This window comes from Fusicatenibacter faecihominis (assembly GCF_020686945.1).
Classification (GTDB): Bacteria; Bacillota; Clostridia; order Lachnospirales; family Lachnospiraceae; genus Limivivens; species Limivivens faecihominis.
Window position 1 is genome coordinate 15,802 of sequence record NZ_JAJEPR010000024.1, and the last position, 16,222, is coordinate 32,023.

General features: G+C 48.8%; 10 protein-coding genes. 2 read left to right on the forward strand and 8 right to left on the reverse strand.

Annotated elements, in window-relative coordinates; genetic code table 11:
- Positions 1-35: 35 nt before the first annotated feature.
- On the reverse strand, positions 36-953 hold the full coding sequence (locus LKD71_RS12705) for an AraC family transcriptional regulator (protein WP_227615693.1): 918 nt from the start codon (positions 951-953) through the stop codon (positions 36-38).
- A gap of 115 nt (positions 954-1,068) precedes the next feature.
- On the opposite strand from LKD71_RS12705, the gene LKD71_RS12710 reads away from it, so the two are divergent.
- Entirely contained in the window at positions 1,069-2,577 is a 1,509-nt protein-coding gene (locus tag LKD71_RS12710; protein ID WP_227615694.1) for an L-fucose/L-arabinose isomerase family protein, read from the forward strand.
- Positions 2,578-2,620: 43 nt separating this feature from the next.
- The gene (locus LKD71_RS12715) at positions 2,621-5,758 is read left to right on the forward strand and encodes a glycosyl hydrolase (RefSeq protein ID WP_227615695.1); all 3,138 of its coding nucleotides are present in this window, start codon (positions 2,621-2,623) and stop codon (positions 5,756-5,758) included.
- Between the two features lie 66 nt (positions 5,759-5,824).
- Here LKD71_RS12715 and LKD71_RS12720 read toward each other — a convergent pair whose 3' ends face one another.
- The 7 genes from LKD71_RS12720 to LKD71_RS12750 all read right to left on the reverse strand — a co-directional run bounded on the left by LKD71_RS12720 (position 5,825) and on the right by LKD71_RS12750 (position 16,215).
- Positions 5,825-6,757: a MetQ/NlpA family ABC transporter substrate-binding protein gene (locus LKD71_RS12720; RefSeq protein ID WP_227615696.1), complete on the reverse strand. Its 933-nt coding sequence runs from the start codon at positions 6,755-6,757 to the stop codon at positions 5,825-5,827.
- A gap of 34 nt (positions 6,758-6,791) precedes the next feature.
- Complete coding sequence (locus LKD71_RS12725) at positions 6,792-7,427, reverse strand: methionine ABC transporter permease (RefSeq protein ID WP_255633028.1); 636 nt, start codon at positions 7,425-7,427, stop codon at positions 6,792-6,794.
- A gap of 13 nt (positions 7,428-7,440) precedes the next feature.
- Positions 7,441-8,460 (reverse strand): methionine ABC transporter ATP-binding protein, encoded by a 1,020-nt coding sequence (locus LKD71_RS12730; RefSeq protein ID WP_227615697.1) that lies wholly within the window; start codon positions 8,458-8,460, stop codon positions 7,441-7,443.
- A gap of 173 nt (positions 8,461-8,633) precedes the next feature.
- Entirely contained in the window at positions 8,634-11,228 is a 2,595-nt protein-coding gene (locus LKD71_RS12735; protein ID WP_227615698.1) for a glycoside hydrolase family 3 protein, read from the reverse strand.
- 25 nt (positions 11,229-11,253) lie between these two features.
- Positions 11,254-12,798 (reverse strand): carboxylesterase/lipase family protein, encoded by a 1,545-nt coding sequence (locus LKD71_RS12740; protein WP_227615699.1) that lies wholly within the window; start codon positions 12,796-12,798, stop codon positions 11,254-11,256.
- 185 nt (positions 12,799-12,983) lie between these two features.
- Positions 12,984-15,299 (reverse strand): alpha-L-rhamnosidase-related protein, encoded by a 2,316-nt coding sequence (locus LKD71_RS12745; RefSeq protein ID WP_227615700.1) that lies wholly within the window; start codon positions 15,297-15,299, stop codon positions 12,984-12,986.
- A 16-nt stretch (positions 15,300-15,315) separates the two neighbouring features.
- Positions 15,316-16,215: a carbohydrate ABC transporter permease gene (locus LKD71_RS12750; RefSeq protein WP_178047367.1), complete on the reverse strand. Its 900-nt coding sequence runs from the start codon at positions 16,213-16,215 to the stop codon at positions 15,316-15,318.
- Between the last annotated feature and the right edge of the window lie 7 nt (positions 16,216-16,222).

The window sequence follows — 16,222 nt, forward strand, 5'->3', positions numbered from 1 at the left end:
ATATTTATGGCAAAACGCCAAAATCAGAACTTCCATCATCGCTCTACAACAGAAGCCCAATGCTTCCGGAATTCCAGGGGTGTCATGCCTTCCCGTTCCCGGAACAACTGGATGAGATGGCTGGCATGATGAATTCCAACCTGATAAGCAATCTCCTCCACAGAAAGCGTTGTTTCTTTCAGAAGGATTTTCGCCTGATTGACACGGATGCGAATCAGATACTGATGAATGCTTTCTCCAGTGCAGCGGGTGAATTCTCTGGAAAGATGATATTTGCTGATATTCAGGTAAGCAGCAATGGTATCTAATGTGAGCGGTTCTGAAAAATGTGCCTGCAAAAACTCAATACTTCGATTCACATAATCCGGCATCACAAAAATCTGTCTGGAATCTGTCATACTTTGAATCATAAGTTCCGTCACAAGATTCGTAATAAGGCTGGCGGTAAGAATATCCGTATAAACTGTTTTTTTCCTTGCAAGAGATAAAATCCGGCGTAAGGTACTTTCCACAAGAAACGTATCCTGCGGCATCAGAACGGGATGCTCCGCTGAATGAAAATCTTCAAAATAATGCTCCGCGCCCGGGCCATTGAAATGCAGCCACAAAAATTCCCAGGTGTCCGCGTCCGCATTTTCGTAACGATGTGGTTCCCGGCAGTCGATATAAAAACAGCTTCCCTGTTCTATGGCCATCGTCTGTTTTCTCCAGGTAAGCTTTCCTTTACCACGAATTGTATAGACAATCAGAAAAGACGGAAGCCCGGACCTCTCTGTATAGTAGGGCGGCTTGGTCTTAAAAACTCCACACTCCTGCACATACAGATAATGAGCCTGGGTAGACGGGTTGACTGTATTCAGAAAACGGATGGAATCTTCAGACCAGGTATAAGAGGCCTGCTCGTAATAGTCCGTATGGTCATTTCCCAGATGAAAGGTCGGATGATTCTTCATAATTTTCCCCTTTTCTATAACAGCAAGATTTTGATATTTTTCACCAAGATTGCGGTAGGTATTTTCTATTATGCACAGCTATAATGATTTTGTAAAGACAAAGGAGGGCTGTACAATGGAAAAAATCAAGAACACAAAAAAAGCAAAAATCGGTATCTATACCATGGGACTTCAGTGTTACTGGGCACAATTTGACGGACTGTGGGAACGGCTGTTATCCTATGGCAAATTTATTGCATCCAAGGTAGAAGCCATGGGGGCATCCGTTTATTATTATGGTCTGGTTGACTGTGAGGAGGAAGGCCATAAAGCCGGTGAATATTTTGTCTCCAACCATGTGGATCTGATTCTGGCACACAGCGGTACTTATGTAACCAGTGCTTCTGTTCTTCCGGTTCATCAAATCTGTAAGGCAATGACGGTTATCCTGAATCTGCAGCCCGCTGCCCGGATTGACTATGAAAAAACAACAACCGGAGAATGGCTCGCCCACTGTGGCGCCTGTCCGGTTCCGGAGCTGACCAACGCCTTTCACCGGGCCGGCATCCCCTACCGGATTGTCAATGGCCTTCTGGGCCTTCACGAAACACCGGAAATATCTCTCACAAATGAAGAAACTGCCAAACGTCCGGAAGCCATCCAGGCATGGAAAAAAATCGAAGAATGGGTGCGGGCCGCAGAAGTAAAAGCCGCTTTATCCTATGCAAGATTTGGTTTTCTAGGAAATAATTATTCTGGCATGCTGGATCTATACAGTGATTTTACAATGATCTCCGCGCAGGCGGGTGTGCATGTAGAACTTCTGGAAATGTGCGATCTGGATCGGATGCTCCGACAGGTAAGCGACGATGAAGTAAAAGAAAAGCGAAAAGAAATGGCTGACTTCTTCCAGATTGCAGAGAAAGAATCTGCGGATCCCCGCAACCAGCGTCCCACCGAGGAGCAGCTTGACTGGTCCGCCAAAGTAGCGGCTGCCCAGGAGCGCCTGGTAAAGGAATACAACCTGGATGGTCTGGCTTACTACTACCACGGAGCTCCCGGCGGAGATTATGAGAAGCTCCAGTCTGGTTTCATCGTGGGCCATTCCCTTTTAACCGCCAAAGGAATCCCCTGTGCCGGGGAGGGCGATCTGAAAACCTGCCTTGCCATGAAAATATGCGATATTCTTGGCATTGGCGGTTCTTTTTCAGAAATCGTGGTCACAGATTATGAAGACGGCACCATCCTCCTGGGCCATGATGGCCCCTTCCATCTGGCCATTGCAGATGGCAAACCCGTACTCCGGGGTCTGGGTGTCTATCACGGAAAGCAGGGAAGTGGTGTTTCTGTAGAAGCAAAAGTACGAAGAGGCCCCATCACCACGCTGGGCTGCTCACAGACCCGGGACGGAAATCTGAAATTCATCATCACAGAAGCAGAGGCTACGAACGGTCCGATTATGACCATTGGAAATACACAGACTCCTGTAAAATTTCACCAGAGCCCGGATGATTACATGGAAGAATGGTTTGCCGAAGCGCCAACTCATCATTTTGCCATGAGCGTAGGACATAATGGCCGACTTTTTGAAAAAGTTGCCTGTCTCCTGGGAATCCCTGCCGTCGTTCTTGACCGAAACACATAAGAACACTTCCTGCACAGAAAATGAAAAGCCGAGGTGAATCATCATGAATGAAACAAAGAATCTGAAGAAACTGACAGCAGAAGAATTTTGCCAGCCCGGAAGTGCATACCGGGCGGCTCCTCTCTGGTCATGGAATTGTAAAATGACCCGGGAAACTATCGACTATACGCTGGAAGCCATGAAAGATATGGGCATGGGCGGCGCTCACCTGCATTGCAGGACCGGCCTTGATACTCCCTATCTTGGAGAAGAATTCATGGAATTGGTCCGATACAGTCATGAGAAAAGCAACGAACTGGGCCTTCTCACCTGGCTCTATGATGAGGATCGCTGGCCATCCGGATTTGCCGGAGGCCTGATCACAAAAGATCACCGCCATCGTACCCGTTTTCTCCTTTTCTCCCCTGAAAAAATAGAAGGAGAAGATCATTCTCCCAACCATCTTTCTCACTGCGGCCAGGCCCAAAGAAGCGCAGAACGTACTTTTCTTGGAAAATATCAGGTATGCCTGGAAAAGGGATACCTTGCCTCCTACCAGAGAATTCCTGAAGATCAGCCTTGCAAAGACGGCTGTGACGAATGGTTTGCCTACCTGGAAATATCTGGAGAAAGCCCCTGGTTTAATAATCAGGCCTACGCCAATACACTGGATAAAGAAACCGTGGAAGCTTTCCTTGCTTCTACCCATGAAAAATATGCAGAAGTCCTTGGAGAATCTTTTGGAAAAACGGTTCCCGCCATTTTTACCGATGAGCCGGAATTCCCCTACAAGATTCCTCTGAATTTTGCAACAGAAAGACGGGAGGTGGCCATTCCTTATACGGATGATTTTGAAGATACATTTCAGGCATGTTATGGTCACAGTATCCTGGATCACCTGCCGGAGCTGTTCTGGGAACTTCCAGATGGCGCTGTTTCCCGTTTTCGTTATGAATACCACGATCATGTGACCGAACGGTTTGCCGCGGCCTATGCCGATACCGTCGGCGCCTGGTGCCGGAAGCACGGAATTGCCATGACCGGACATATGATGGAAGAGCCGACTCTGCAGCGGCAGACCGCCGCTATGGGCGAAGTCATGCGTTCTTATCGTGCCTTCGATATTCCAGGCATTGATATGCTCTGCGACCAGAGAGAGCTTTCCACTGCCAAACAGGCAGAAAGCGCTGCTCATCAATATGGCAGAATCGGCGTCATGAGTGAGCTTTATGGCGTTACAGACTGGGATTTTGATTTTCGGGGACATAAGCTCCAGGGAGACTGGCAGACTGCCCTGGGTGTTACCGTGCGGGTACCGCATCTGACCTGGACCACTATGGCAGGGGAAGCCAAACGTGATTTTCCGGCTTCCATTGGGTATCAATCTCCCTGGTACAAGGAATATCCGCTCATTGAAAACTATTTTGCCCGGTTAAACAAAGCGCTTCGAAGAGATACGCCGCATGTCCGTCTGGGTGTGATTCATCCCATCGAATCCTACTGGCTCTACTGGGGACCGAAAAATCAGACTTCCGGTATTCGTGAAGAGATGGACGAAAACTTTGACAAACTGATCAAATGGCTTCTGTTTGGTACGGTGGACTTTGATTTTATCTCCGAAGCTCTTCTTCCTGATCTGAACAAAGGCACACAGGATGGCCGGACTCTGACTGTGGGCTGCATGCATTATGATCAGATTCTTGTTCCAAACTGCAAGACCCTTCGCAGTACAACGCTGGAAATTTTGGAGAAATTTCAGGAAGCCGGAGGAACCCTTCTTTTTGCCGGTGAAATTCCTTCCCTCGAAGATGCCATTCCCTCCGAACGAGGCCGAAAACTGGCTGAAAAATGTACCCGGATTCCCTTTGGAAAAATGCCGCTTCTTAAGGCGCTTTCTCCCATTCGTGATGTGGAAATTCTGGAGGCTGACGGAACAGCCAGTCAGAATCTCATCTACCAAATGCGGGAAGAAGGAGAAAACCGCTGGCTTTTCCTCTCTCATGTATACCGCACTTATGAAAAAAATCACCAGACTGCCAATGAAGATCTTTCCTTTGCTGAACAAATCCAGCTGACCCTCACCGGAATCTGGACGCCCACACAGTACGACGCAATGACTGGAGAAATCAGGCCAATTCCGGTATCCTATACCGGTGATGGAAAGACCGTGATCCAGGATACCCTCTACGATCAGGACAGCCGTCTTTTCTTCCTGGAAGCCGGCGCCAAACCGCTTGCACATACCTTTCCCTCATCAAAGCCGGTTGGTTCTTCCAGACTGTTGCCCATTTCTCCTGTCAATCCGGTCATTTTTCATGAGCCGAATGTATGCATTCTGGATCTGGCTGAATACCGCTTTGATGAAGAGCCCTGGATGGAGGAAGATGAAATTCTCCGGATTGATAATCTCTTCCGCCGGAAACTGGGGTATCCGCTTCGGACACAGGCTCTGGCCCAGCCCTGGACTACCCCGCATAATTCCAGCTATGAGCATATGCTCTCCCTTCGTTTTTCCATAGATTCGGAAACCGAACTGAAGCATGCACTTTTAGCTCTGGAAAATGACGAAAAAACAACCATTCTCCTGGATGGAAAAGAAATCAAAAACGAGAAAACCGGATGGTACACCGACCGCTCGATTCAGACGGTTGCCCTTCCGCTTCTTACGAAGGGATCGCATACCCTGGAATTCCACATTCCCTATCACGCCAGAGAAAACATCGAACCCTTCTATTTGCTGGGAGATTTCACAGTTGCTCTTTCCGGAAGACATCTGACGCTTCTCCCGCCAAAGAAAGAACTTGCTTTTTCTGACATTACCAGACAGGGGTATCCCTTCTACGGAGGAACATTCACCTACCGGATTCCTTTTGTGAGTACCGGCGGAGAAGTCTTTTTGTCTGCTTCTCTGTTTCGTTCTCCCGTCCTTCGTGCCTCCGTTGACGGAATTTCCAAAGGGCTTCTTGCTTTTTCGCCTTACGAAATTTCTTTGGGCGAACTTACATCAGGAGAGCATTTGCTGGAACTGACAGTATTTGGCAACCGAATCAATACCTTTGGCACACTTCATAACTGTAACTTCAGCGACAACTGGTGCGGACCGGACAACTGGCGGACCACCGGCGAGGAATGGTCTTATGAATACCAGATTAACCCCTTTGGTCTCTTAAAAGCCCCGATACTCCGGATAAAAGACAGATAAAAAAAACCCGCACATTTTTCGTATGTGCGGGGTTTTTTATGGAATGTTTTCTTTTCAATGTCCTGCTTACTCAGCTGCAGTCTCAGTTTCTGCTGCGGTCTCGGTCTCTGCCTCAGAACCGGTCTCAGTCTCGCTCTCAGCCTCAGCGTCGCTGTCATCGTAGGGGATAACAGCTCCGTCGTAGGTCTCGTTGATGTAATTTCTGATCTCATCGGATTTCAGAACGTCTACCAGAGCCTGAACGCCCGGGTTCTCTTCATTGCCTTCTTTTACGGCGATGATGTTTACATAGGTCTTGGCTGCCTCAGAATCAGATTTCTCATAAGCCAGAGCATCTTTTGCTACGGAGAAGCCTGCTGCCAGAGCGTAGTTTCCGTTCAGTACCACATAAGCGGTCTCATCAACCACACGGGCTACCTGTGCTGCCTCCAACTCTACGATGTCCAGGTTGTACGGATTCTCTTCAATATCGGTTACGGTAGCGGTAAGACCTGCACCGTCTTTCAGTTTGATGAGACCGTTATCCTGAAGAAGCAGAAGGGCTCTTGCCTCATTGGTGGTATCATTCGGAACTGCAACGGAATCGCCGTCAGCGATATCGTCCAGGCTGGATTTTGTTCCCGGGTAGATTCCAAAGGGCTCATAGTGGATGCCGCCTACACTTACCAGATGGCTGCCTTTCTCCTCGTTGTACTGCTCCAGATAAGGAAGATGCTGGAAGTAGTTAGCGTCCATATCACCGCTCTCTACTACCTCATTGGGCATGATATAATCATCAAATACGGTTACCTGAAGATCATAACCTTCCTCTGCCAGGATCGGTTTTGCCTGCTCCAGGATCTCTGCATGCGGGGTTGCAGATGCTGCTACTTTGATCGGAGTGAGTTCACCTGTGGTCTCTGTCTCAGTCTCTGCTGCCTTTGTGGAAAGACCGGTACCGCCAAGGATAATGCCTGCGGTCAGAACACCGCTTAATGCTGCTGCAAGTAATTTTTTCATAATAGTTTCCTCCTCTATATTATCTTTTTTATAACTATCTTCTCTTGTCCAGTCGGTTGGCCAGAGTGGTTCCGACCATCTGGAAAATCTGTACCAGAATGACCAGAAGTACAACGGTAACGATCATGATATCTGCCTGATACCTGTGATAGCCATATCGGATCGCGATATCTCCCAGTCCGCCTCCGCCGATGGTTCCTGCCATGGCTGAGTAGCCCAGGATGGTTCCTACTGCAATCGTTGCTCCGTTGATCAGGGAAGTTCTCGCTTCCACAAGAAGCACCTTCACAATGATTCTTAAGTTGCTGGCTCCCATGGAACGGGCTGCCTCGATGACACCCTCATCGACTTCCTTTAAGGAAGATTCCACCATTCTGGCGATGAAGGGGCCGGCGGCGATAACCAGCGGCACTACCGTAGCTGTAGAACCGTAGCTTTTTCCCACAATCATACGGGTGAAGGGGATCAGTAAGATCAGTAAAATTAAAAACGGAATGCTTCGTACGATGTTGGCGATGACGTCCAGAATGCGGTAGAGCACCCGGTTCGGTTTCAGGCCATCCTTATCGGATACGGCCAGAAGCACGCCCATGGGAAGTCCGATGACGTAACCCATTAACGTGGACAAAAGCGTCATGTACAACGTTTCCTGGATTCCTTTCAGAATCATATCGACTACTTCTTTAGTCCACACTGTCCGTCACCTCCCCGATGGCAAGTCCCCGTTCCTTCAGGTACTGCTTCATGGCTTTCGCCTTTTCGCTGTCCCCCGGGAATTCAAGGATCATTTCGCCCTTTGCAACGCCGCCCACGTTTTTCGTGTCAGCTTTTAAAATATTTACCGGTTCATGGAATTTCAGGATCATGTTTGCGATCACCGGCTCAAATGCCGAGTTCTCTGAAAATACGATCCGGACTCTGTCTCCGCTCTGGATCACAGGTTTCAGGTCTGTCTGCTGACTTCCGTCTGTGAGGATCAGCTCTTTGGCTACCTGAGACTTCGGATTGTTGAAGATCTCTTCCACGGAGCCCTTTTCCACCACTTCGCCGTCTTTCAAGATGGCAACCTTCGTGCAGATCTCCCGGACCACTGCCATCTGATGTGTGATGATGACAATCGTGATATGAAGGTTCCGGTTGATCTCCTCCAGAAGCTTCAGAATAGAAGAAGTTGTCTGGGGGTCCAGAGCGCTGGTGGCCTCGTCACAGAGCAGAATCTTCGGATCAGATGCCAGGGCTCTCGCGATGGCTACCCTCTGTTTCTGTCCTCCGGAGAGCTGGGCCGGATAGGCTTTTGCCTTATCCTCAAGGCCTACGATTTTCAAAAGCTCCAGGGCCCGTTTCCGGGCCTCGCCTTTTCGTTTGCCCTGAATATATAAAGGAAAACAAACGTTTTCCAGAACGGACTTCTGCATCAGCAGATTAAAATGCTGAAAGATCATTCCGATCTTTTCTCTCTCCTTTCGGAGTTCTTTCTCCGACAGGTCGCTTAACGCTTTTCCCCGGATGGAAACCGTACCCTCTGTGGGCACCTCCAGGAAGTTCATACAACGGACCAGGGTGCTTTTTCCTGCTCCGGACATTCCGATGATTCCGAAAATGTCGCCCGACTCGATCGCCAGATTTACATTTTTCAGAGCCTGCACCGAGCCGTCTTTCGAAACATAGGACTTTGAAACGTTCTCGATTAAAATCTCTGCCATTTCTTTTCTTTCCTTTCTTCGATGGAATTTACTATAACACCTTTGGAAAAAATGTGTTAATCCGAAAAAATTACAGCCAGCTATAGTTTATCACTATAGCTGGCTGTCTGTAAATAGTCAAATCATACCATAATTGCGTGAACTGCATAGCAGCGGAGCAATTCGCAGATATATTATTTCATAACCTTGGCAACAACCCGGAGCAGGTTGGTGACGCAGAACTGTACGTCGCCCAGAGTCAGACGGTAGCCGTCCAGCTCTTTGCCGGTCTTCACAGCCTCGACGATATCGTCCACATTCTTCCGGCAGCCCGGCATCTGCAGGTCGTTTCCTGCATAAACGCAGCCGGTGGAAGCAGAAATCGGATAGATGTGGCCGGTTCCGGAGATTGCGGGCACATCCTGGGAGGTAAACCAGTCGGTCATCACAACGCCCTCAAAGCCCCACTCGTCACGGGCTGCCGCCTGGATGAGGTCATGGCTGTTTGCGGTGTGCAGGCCATTGATCAGGTTGTAGGAGGTCATGATGGAAAGCGGCTGGGCCTCTTTGACAGCAATCTCAAAGCCTTTCAGGTAGATCTCACGGAGCGCTCTCTCACTCATATGGTTGTTGGAGAACATCCGGTTGTCTTCCAGGTTGTTGGCCGCGAAATGCTTGATCGTGGTGCCGCCCTTGCCGTCTTTCTGTACGCCGAGGGTCATGGCTGCAGCGCATTTTCCGGCAATCAGCGGATCCTCAGAATAATACTCAAAGTTTCTTCCACAGAGAGGATTCCGGTGAATGTTCAGTGCCGGCGCCAGCCAGAGGTCCACATGGAACTCCTGCATTTCTTTTCCTACCATGTACCCGATCTCCTCGATGAGCTCCGGATTCCAGGTCTGAGCCAGCTCGGTTCCGATGGGGATGGCGGTGCAATACTGATAATGGTCCACAGCGTCTGCCGGGATCTTGCTCTCGTCGAAAGCGGCAACGATATCTCCCATTCCTTCTCCGCCAGGAAGGAGTTCTCCCTCTTTGGTGGTCTTGAAATGGGGCTGGAGACGAAGGCCTGCAGGGCCGTCTGCCAGGATCAGGTTTTTCACGCCGCGGCTCTCCCAGATGATGGAGGAAGTATCTCCTGCAGCTCCCGGTACGGTAGCAGAGGCATTTCCGATCACATTGTCTTTTCCCTCCGGATCGCCGCCCATACTGGTGCGAAGAGTTCCGACACAGAGATCTGCCAGCTCTTCCACGGTAAGCTGTGCAGCCAGCTCTTCCACAGTTGCTTTTCCGTCAATGACATCCTGGATCGTCAGCTTTTCTGTCTTATCTGTAGTCAGGATGGGGCGTGCTTCCTGATAAACCACGGTGCGGGTCTCAACAGCGTCAGCAGGAACAAGGATACGCTCTGCGTTCTTTATTTCCTCCGCTTCTGTTTCATAGGTATAGGCTTTCCGGCCTTTTCCGGAGATCTCGTTCAGCTCTTTGTCCCCGTTAAAGAGATTCTTCAGCTGCTCGGTCCGCTTCTCTTCCTCCACCGTCAGAACTGCTGCAACATGCGTATTTCTGGAGCTGTTGCCCACACGGATGAGATACTCGCCGGGCTCCAGGATCCAGGCGGCTTTCTCTTCGGAATAAGAGGCCATATCTTTCAGTGCGAAGGTAAGCTCTGCTGTCTCGCTTTCACCCGGAGCAAGAAGAGCAGTCTTTTTGTATGCCTTCAGCTCCTGATACGGTTTCTCCAGAGCCCCCTCCGGAGCGGAAACATATACCTGGACAACTTCTTTTCCGGCATACGCTTTTCCGGTGTTGGTGACCCTGGCAGTTACTTTTACGCCGGAACCTTCGACAACAGCTTTCACGTTTTCGATGGCAAAATCCGTGTAGCCTTTTCCGTAACCGAAGCAGTAATGCGGCTCGATGCCAAAGGTGTCAAAATAACGATAACCCACATAGATGCCGTCGGTATAGTATTCATCATCAATATTTCCGTTGTTGTGGCTGAAGCCCTCGGAGGACGGATAGTCGGCATATGCTTTGGCCCAGGTATCCGTCAGTTTTCCGGATGGAACCTGTTTGCCCGTAAGCACATCTGCCACACTTAAGCCCCCGGAATTGCCCAGCTGACCGGTGAGCAGAACCGCATTGATACCTGCTGTTTCTTTGAGGACCGTGGCATCAATGATTCCGCCGATGTTCAGAAGTACGATGGTTTTCTCATAATGAGCGCCCAGAAATTCCAGAGCTTTTACTTCTCCGTCATTGAGCAGATAATCCCCTTTTTTATTCCAGCGGTCCGCGCCTTCTCCGGAGTTTCTGGCGATCACCAGAACAGCCGTATCGGTGTCGGAGGCTTTCACATCCTCCTCCGTGATGGCCTGAAGATCCGGTTCTTTGAAGGGAAGCTCAAACTCGATGATGAACGGCGGCTGCTGTCTTTCCTCTGCCAGGCGGTTTACTTCTGCCTGATGGGCTGCTTTTGTCTCTTTGAGGAGCTCATCATAGGCCGTCAGCCAGCGGTCTGTCGTAATGGTAAAACCGGCATCCTTCAGTCCCTGCTCAATGTTGATGACTTCACGGGAGTTGACATCACCGGAACCGGTACCGCCCTTGATGGTATGTCTTGCTCCTGCTCCGTAAAGAGCGATCTTTCCGGTATTTTTTAAAGGCAGAGCGCCGTCATTTTCCAGAAGTACCATGCACTCGCCGGCTCCTTTTCTCACCAGCTGCATGTTTTTTTCTTCACGCTCCGTTTTTTCCGGAGTCAGCGTTCCATAAAACTGTGTCATTTTAAAAAATCCTCCTTTATCTCTGTCAGTGCTGGATATTTTCTGAATCCATCCACGTCATTTTTCCATATTTTTCTACCAGCGGAACCAGCTCATGGTCCACGTTATGACGGATCTCACAATCGACATCCAGGATCATCACCGGTTCATCTCCTTCTGTGCAGGCCGGCCAGTCAACGCCTTCGATCACCGGCTTTCCTGTCTTTGCAAAGCTTATCCAGGCTCCAGAAATCGCTTCTTCCAGTTTATCGGTTTCCCCTTCTTTATTAAAGAGAGGTGCCAGCTCCGTATTATGGAAAACAAAAGGAATCTCCGAACAATGCCATGCGATCTTACCGTCCAGAAGCGGGAACTCATACGTCAGCTGATAGGAATAAGTGACACTTTCCGGTGTTCTGCAACGTTCTTTGATAAATTCTATGGTAGGCAGGCGGAAAATGGTATCCACAGACAGGAGATCAACCGGAGATTTTCCCGGATACGCTTTTTCGTAAAGAGCCAGCAGTTCTTCCGTATGTTCTCCATACTTTTTCTCCAGCATCTGCATGGCCTCTTCTCTTGGAATGCTGTGTTTTCCCGGAATAGCCGGACCGAAATCAAACTCGCCCAGTGCTGTTCCGATCAAAAGAGGGATCGTCTTCGCATGCTCCGTAAAGCCATGCTGCACCGGATCACCCAGATACTCTTTTCCGACATGAGGCATATTTCCTATATAACCGCCTGCTGCCGCAACAGCCGGAGAGGTCTTAAGATAAGCTTCTGCAAGCTTTGCATAGGGAATCGTCTCCAGTTCTTCCACCTGGTCTTCCGAAAGACCAAGTTCTTTCAGCATAGCTGTCACAATCTCTCTGCCATCCTGTTCTTCCGCATCCCGCTGAAGCCAGTACACGCCGCTCTCAATGATCCCTTTATGGAAAAGACCGTCTGCCTCAGGCATCTGCATGAGCGTCCAGACCTTTGCCCCGCCGCCGGACTGACCGAAAATAGTCACATTGTCCGGATCTCCGCCAAAGCCGCGAATATTGTCATGTACCCATTGAAGCGCCGCAATGATATCCAGATTTCCTGCATTGGCAGAGGCTTTATACTTTTCTCCAAAGGGGGAGAGGTCCAGATAACCAAGCACGTTCAGCCGGTGGTTCAGAGACACCACGACCACATCTCCGTATTTTGCCATATTGGCGCCTTCATATGTGATATGTTCAATGGAAGAACCGGCAGAAAAACCGCCTCCGTGGAGCCAGACCATGACCGGACGTTTTGCCTCCGGGTCGATAGAAGGCGTCCAGATATTCAGTGACTGGCAGTTTTCATCCATAGGCCAGTACATATGGGGAACAAGGAGTTCGCTGTTAGGCCGGTCCTGCGTCATCAGCGGGCAGACCATTCCATAGGAATTGGCGTCCTTGATTCCCTCCCAGGGCTGTACCTTTTCCGGACGCATAAAACGCTTCGCATCCGCGTATTTGACTCCTTTAAAAATGACACTTCCATCCCATTCGTATCCACGAAGCTTGCCTGCTTCCGTCTGAACAACAGGATAGTCCTCTCTGCAAACAAATTTTTTCATGATGTCAAACCTCCTGATTAAGCTTTTCTTTGATCATGCTGCTTAGAAAATAACGTTTCTGTTACAGAATCCACCTGTAAAAAACTGCCGCCTCGATGATCTGATTATATCGCGGCGGCAGAAAAATGCCTATCACAAATATGTGGTTTTCTGTTACTTTTATTACTTTTTTAGAAGAGCAGAAATTATTTTTCTTCCGGATGTGCCTCCAGATATTTTTCCGGAAGTTCGTATACTGTACGAAGCACTCCTCCTTTTTCTCTCTTCCAGCTAACTCTCACCGTTCCCCATTTTGTGATCACACTGCCTTCCGCATGTTCCAGATAACCCGGAACCGGCGTAATTTTAATTTTTTCAAAACCAGGTGCTCCGGGCCTTACTCCCAGAATAACAGCAGGCAGCTCATAGAGTGCCAGCGCCCCCCAGGCATGACAGTCACTCCGCTCATTTACACCATCCTCCACGCAGGTTGTCAGATGATTGCGGAGCATATTTCTCCAGAGATCCCACTGACGCTCTGTTTTCTCATAAATACCGGCTTTTTCCAGAGCACGGAACAGATAATACCCCATGGCTACGGAACACTGGGCGTAGGTTTCGCTGTCTGAAAGCGTTCTTTCCAGATAGATACGGCCATTCTCCACAGTCACGGTATCTGTCAGAAGTGCAAATACCTGGCAATGCTGGCTGTATTCCTTTACACCCGGTCCGTCCAGATACATCCCTTCTTCATCCGTACAGAAGGTATTGACCGCTTTTTTCAGACTTTCCGCTCTTTCCCTGTATTCCTCTGCAACCTGCTTCCGACCCAGATATTCCATGACATCCGCTGCACGGAGAAGTCCCAGACGGTATAACAGGCTTTCCATGGTAATCGGCCCATACAGACCTGCATGCGGCATCCCGCTGGTCTGATCCCACTGTTTCGTCCAGTCAATAAAAGACCAGTAACGATCCCTTCCGTTCAGGCCTCCGACCTTTCCGACCAGTCCCCGCTCATCCAGGTTTCTCCGGAAATATTCCAATATTCCATCTACCGTTCCCATATGTATCCGGAGAAACTCTCTATCCCCGAAATACATCATGTGATCATGAAGCATCAGAATGTAATAAACAGCAAAGCCGGGAATTACATTCGGTCCATAGCAGGGATAAGAACAGTTCAGCATTCCGTCATATCGAGCCGACCGTCTAAAATCATCCATGCATTTCCTTGCCAGCCGGTCATCTCCGGAAACCATATAAGTATAAAGAATCTGACTTCTGGAATCCATGGCATACTGAAGCTGTTCATAGAATGGACAGTCTTCATAGGTTTCATGCATGCAGCGTTTCAGAGTTCTCAGGCTGATATCCCAGATTGGAGCCAGGCTTTCATCGGAAGTTGTCACCTCTGTCTTTACCTCCAGCGGATAACCGGTTTCCAGATAATCAAAGCCTGTTATTTTCAACGGCTCTTTTCCTGTCTGGATTTCCAGCCCGATAAAACGGTACGTACGGAACCAGAACGGTTCATAAGTTTCCTCCTGCCATTCCCGTCCGTATCCTGCCACATGATAGGTATCTGTAAAACCATGAAGGTAACCGTTTTTCCAGTCGCACCGGTCTCCTTTTTTCGGCAGGTGAGCAAAACTTCCGCCAGTATTTTCCTTCTGAACATAGCCTTCTGCGGTCAGGATTTTAACAAGGGCTTCTGCTCCATCTTCCATCCGGAGTGACAGATAACCGGTCATCAGTTCTCCGGCATCGATCTCCACAGTCACATGGCTGTCTGCCGGGATTTCCATGGTTCCTTTTCCCGCCAAAAGCGCATCCCAGTTTTTCTGCTCCGGAGAATCCGCATATTTCCCCGTAAGTCCAAGAAATCTTCTCGGTTCTTTTCTCATATAAGGAATTGTACGGTCAGTCAGGTTTCCCGGGCTTACGGCCTGACTAATTTGAAAAATATTGTACAAAACCGGTCTCTCCCAGTCAGAAGCATCAAAATCGGAGTTTTTCCATCCGCAGGCCTTTTTCTGTCCTTTTCGTTCCTCCAGGATGTGAAGAGGGGCAAAGAAGGGTGACTCCGAAACAATCTGGAAATCCTCTTCCTCATAGCAGCTCCAGTCCTCTCCGGCACTGAGTCCGTAAACCTCCTCCTTTTCCTTTACATAAAGCCCTGGTGTCTCCGTCCGGAAAATGCTGTGGCTTCCATTATGATAAGCCAGCGGATAACGCAGAACCTCCACTGCCAGAACATTTTCCCCAACCTGAAGATACGGAGCAAGCTCCACTTCATCCAGGTACCAGATCTGCCGGTCTCCTTTGCTTGGACCCAGTTCTGCCAATTTTCCATTGACATAAAGTTTATAACGGGAATCTGCAGAAATCTGGAGCTTCAGACTCTCGGGAATTTTTTCAAGCAAAATTTTTTTTCTGAAGTAAACCAGATAGCAGACCGAATGATCCGCTTTTTCCCAGTCTGGTATCCACATCCAACTTGTGTTTGGTAAGTCTATCATCCTTTTTCTCCTCTTCTTATCCCTTTACCGCTCCTACAGCAATTCCTTTGACAAAGTATTTCTGAAAGAACGGATAGAGAACCATAATTGGCAGAATTCCTACTACGGAAATTGCCATACGAATACTTACAGAAGGCATCTGCGTCGTAGCTGCAACGCCTGCATTTGTCATGGTACTGGAATTTAAGAACTGTACATCCTGCAGGATCCGGTTCAGCAGGTTCTGCAGACTGTAAAGCTTCGCATCTGTCACATAATAAAGCCCGTTGGTCCAGTCATTCCAGTAACCGATTCCCACAAAAAGCCCGACTGTCGCCATAATCGGCAGGGACAGCGGAAGGATCATCTTGAAAAAAATCTTAAACTCCCCTGCTCCATCCATTTTTGCCGCCTCAATAAGCTCTGCAGGAATATTCTGGGCGAAATAGTTTTTCATCAGGATCACATTAAAACCATTCATCAGAAGTCCCGGAAGAATCAGCGCAGTGATCGTATTTTTCAGATGGAAAATACGGGTCCACATAATGTACGACGGAACGATACCTCCATTAAACAGCATTGTAAAAAATACAAGAAAGGAAAAGATATTTCTTGCTTTAAAGTCTTTTCTTGAGAGCGGATAAGCCAGAAGCGGTGTAATAAAAAGGCTGGCTGCCGTACCGACTACTGTGATAAATACGGTGATCCCGTAAGCCCGGAAGATCTCTGAAGCTTTATAAAAAAGATATTTGTAAGCATCAAGACTGAAGGTCTTTGGCATGAGAGAATAGCCCTCCAGGATCAGCTCCTGCTCCCCGGTGACAGAACCGGCCACAAGCACCCAGAGCGGCAGGATCGCTGCCAGCGCCATAAATATCAAAATGATATGAATAATCACCTGAAATCTTTTTTCACTTTTTCCCAGTATGTTTGTCATGATCCTA

Bases quoted from the DNA above. Each gene is read 5' to 3' on its own strand.
- LKD71_RS12730 (WP_227615697.1), bottom strand. From the start codon at position 8,460: ATGGCAGAGATTTTAATCGAGAACGTTTCAAAGTCCTATGTTTCGAAA.
- LKD71_RS12720 (WP_227615696.1), bottom strand. From the start codon at position 6,757: ATGAAAAAATTACTTGCAGCAGCATTAAGCGGTGTTCTGACCGCAGGC.
- LKD71_RS12735 (WP_227615698.1), bottom strand. From the start codon at position 11,228: ATGACACAGTTTTATGGAACGCTGACTCCGGAAAAAACGGAGCGTGAA.
- LKD71_RS12710 (WP_227615694.1), top strand. From the start codon at position 1,069: ATGGAAAAAATCAAGAACACAAAAAAAGCAAAAATCGGTATCTATACC.
- LKD71_RS12740 (WP_227615699.1), bottom strand. From the start codon at position 12,798: ATGAAAAAATTTGTTTGCAGAGAGGACTATCCTGTTGTTCAGACGGAA.
- LKD71_RS12725 (WP_255633028.1), bottom strand. From the start codon at position 7,427: ATGATTCTGAAAGGAATCCAGGAAACGTTGTACATGACGCTTTTGTCC.
- LKD71_RS12750 (WP_178047367.1), bottom strand. From the start codon at position 16,215: ATGACAAACATACTGGGAAAAAGTGAAAAAAGATTTCAGGTGATTATT.
- LKD71_RS12745 (WP_227615700.1), bottom strand. From the start codon at position 15,299: ATGATAGACTTACCAAACACAAGTTGGATGTGGATACCAGACTGGGAA.
- LKD71_RS12715 (WP_227615695.1), top strand. From the start codon at position 2,621: ATGAATGAAACAAAGAATCTGAAGAAACTGACAGCAGAAGAATTTTGC.
- LKD71_RS12705 (WP_227615693.1), bottom strand. From the start codon at position 953: ATGAAGAATCATCCGACCTTTCATCTGGGAAATGACCATACGGACTAT.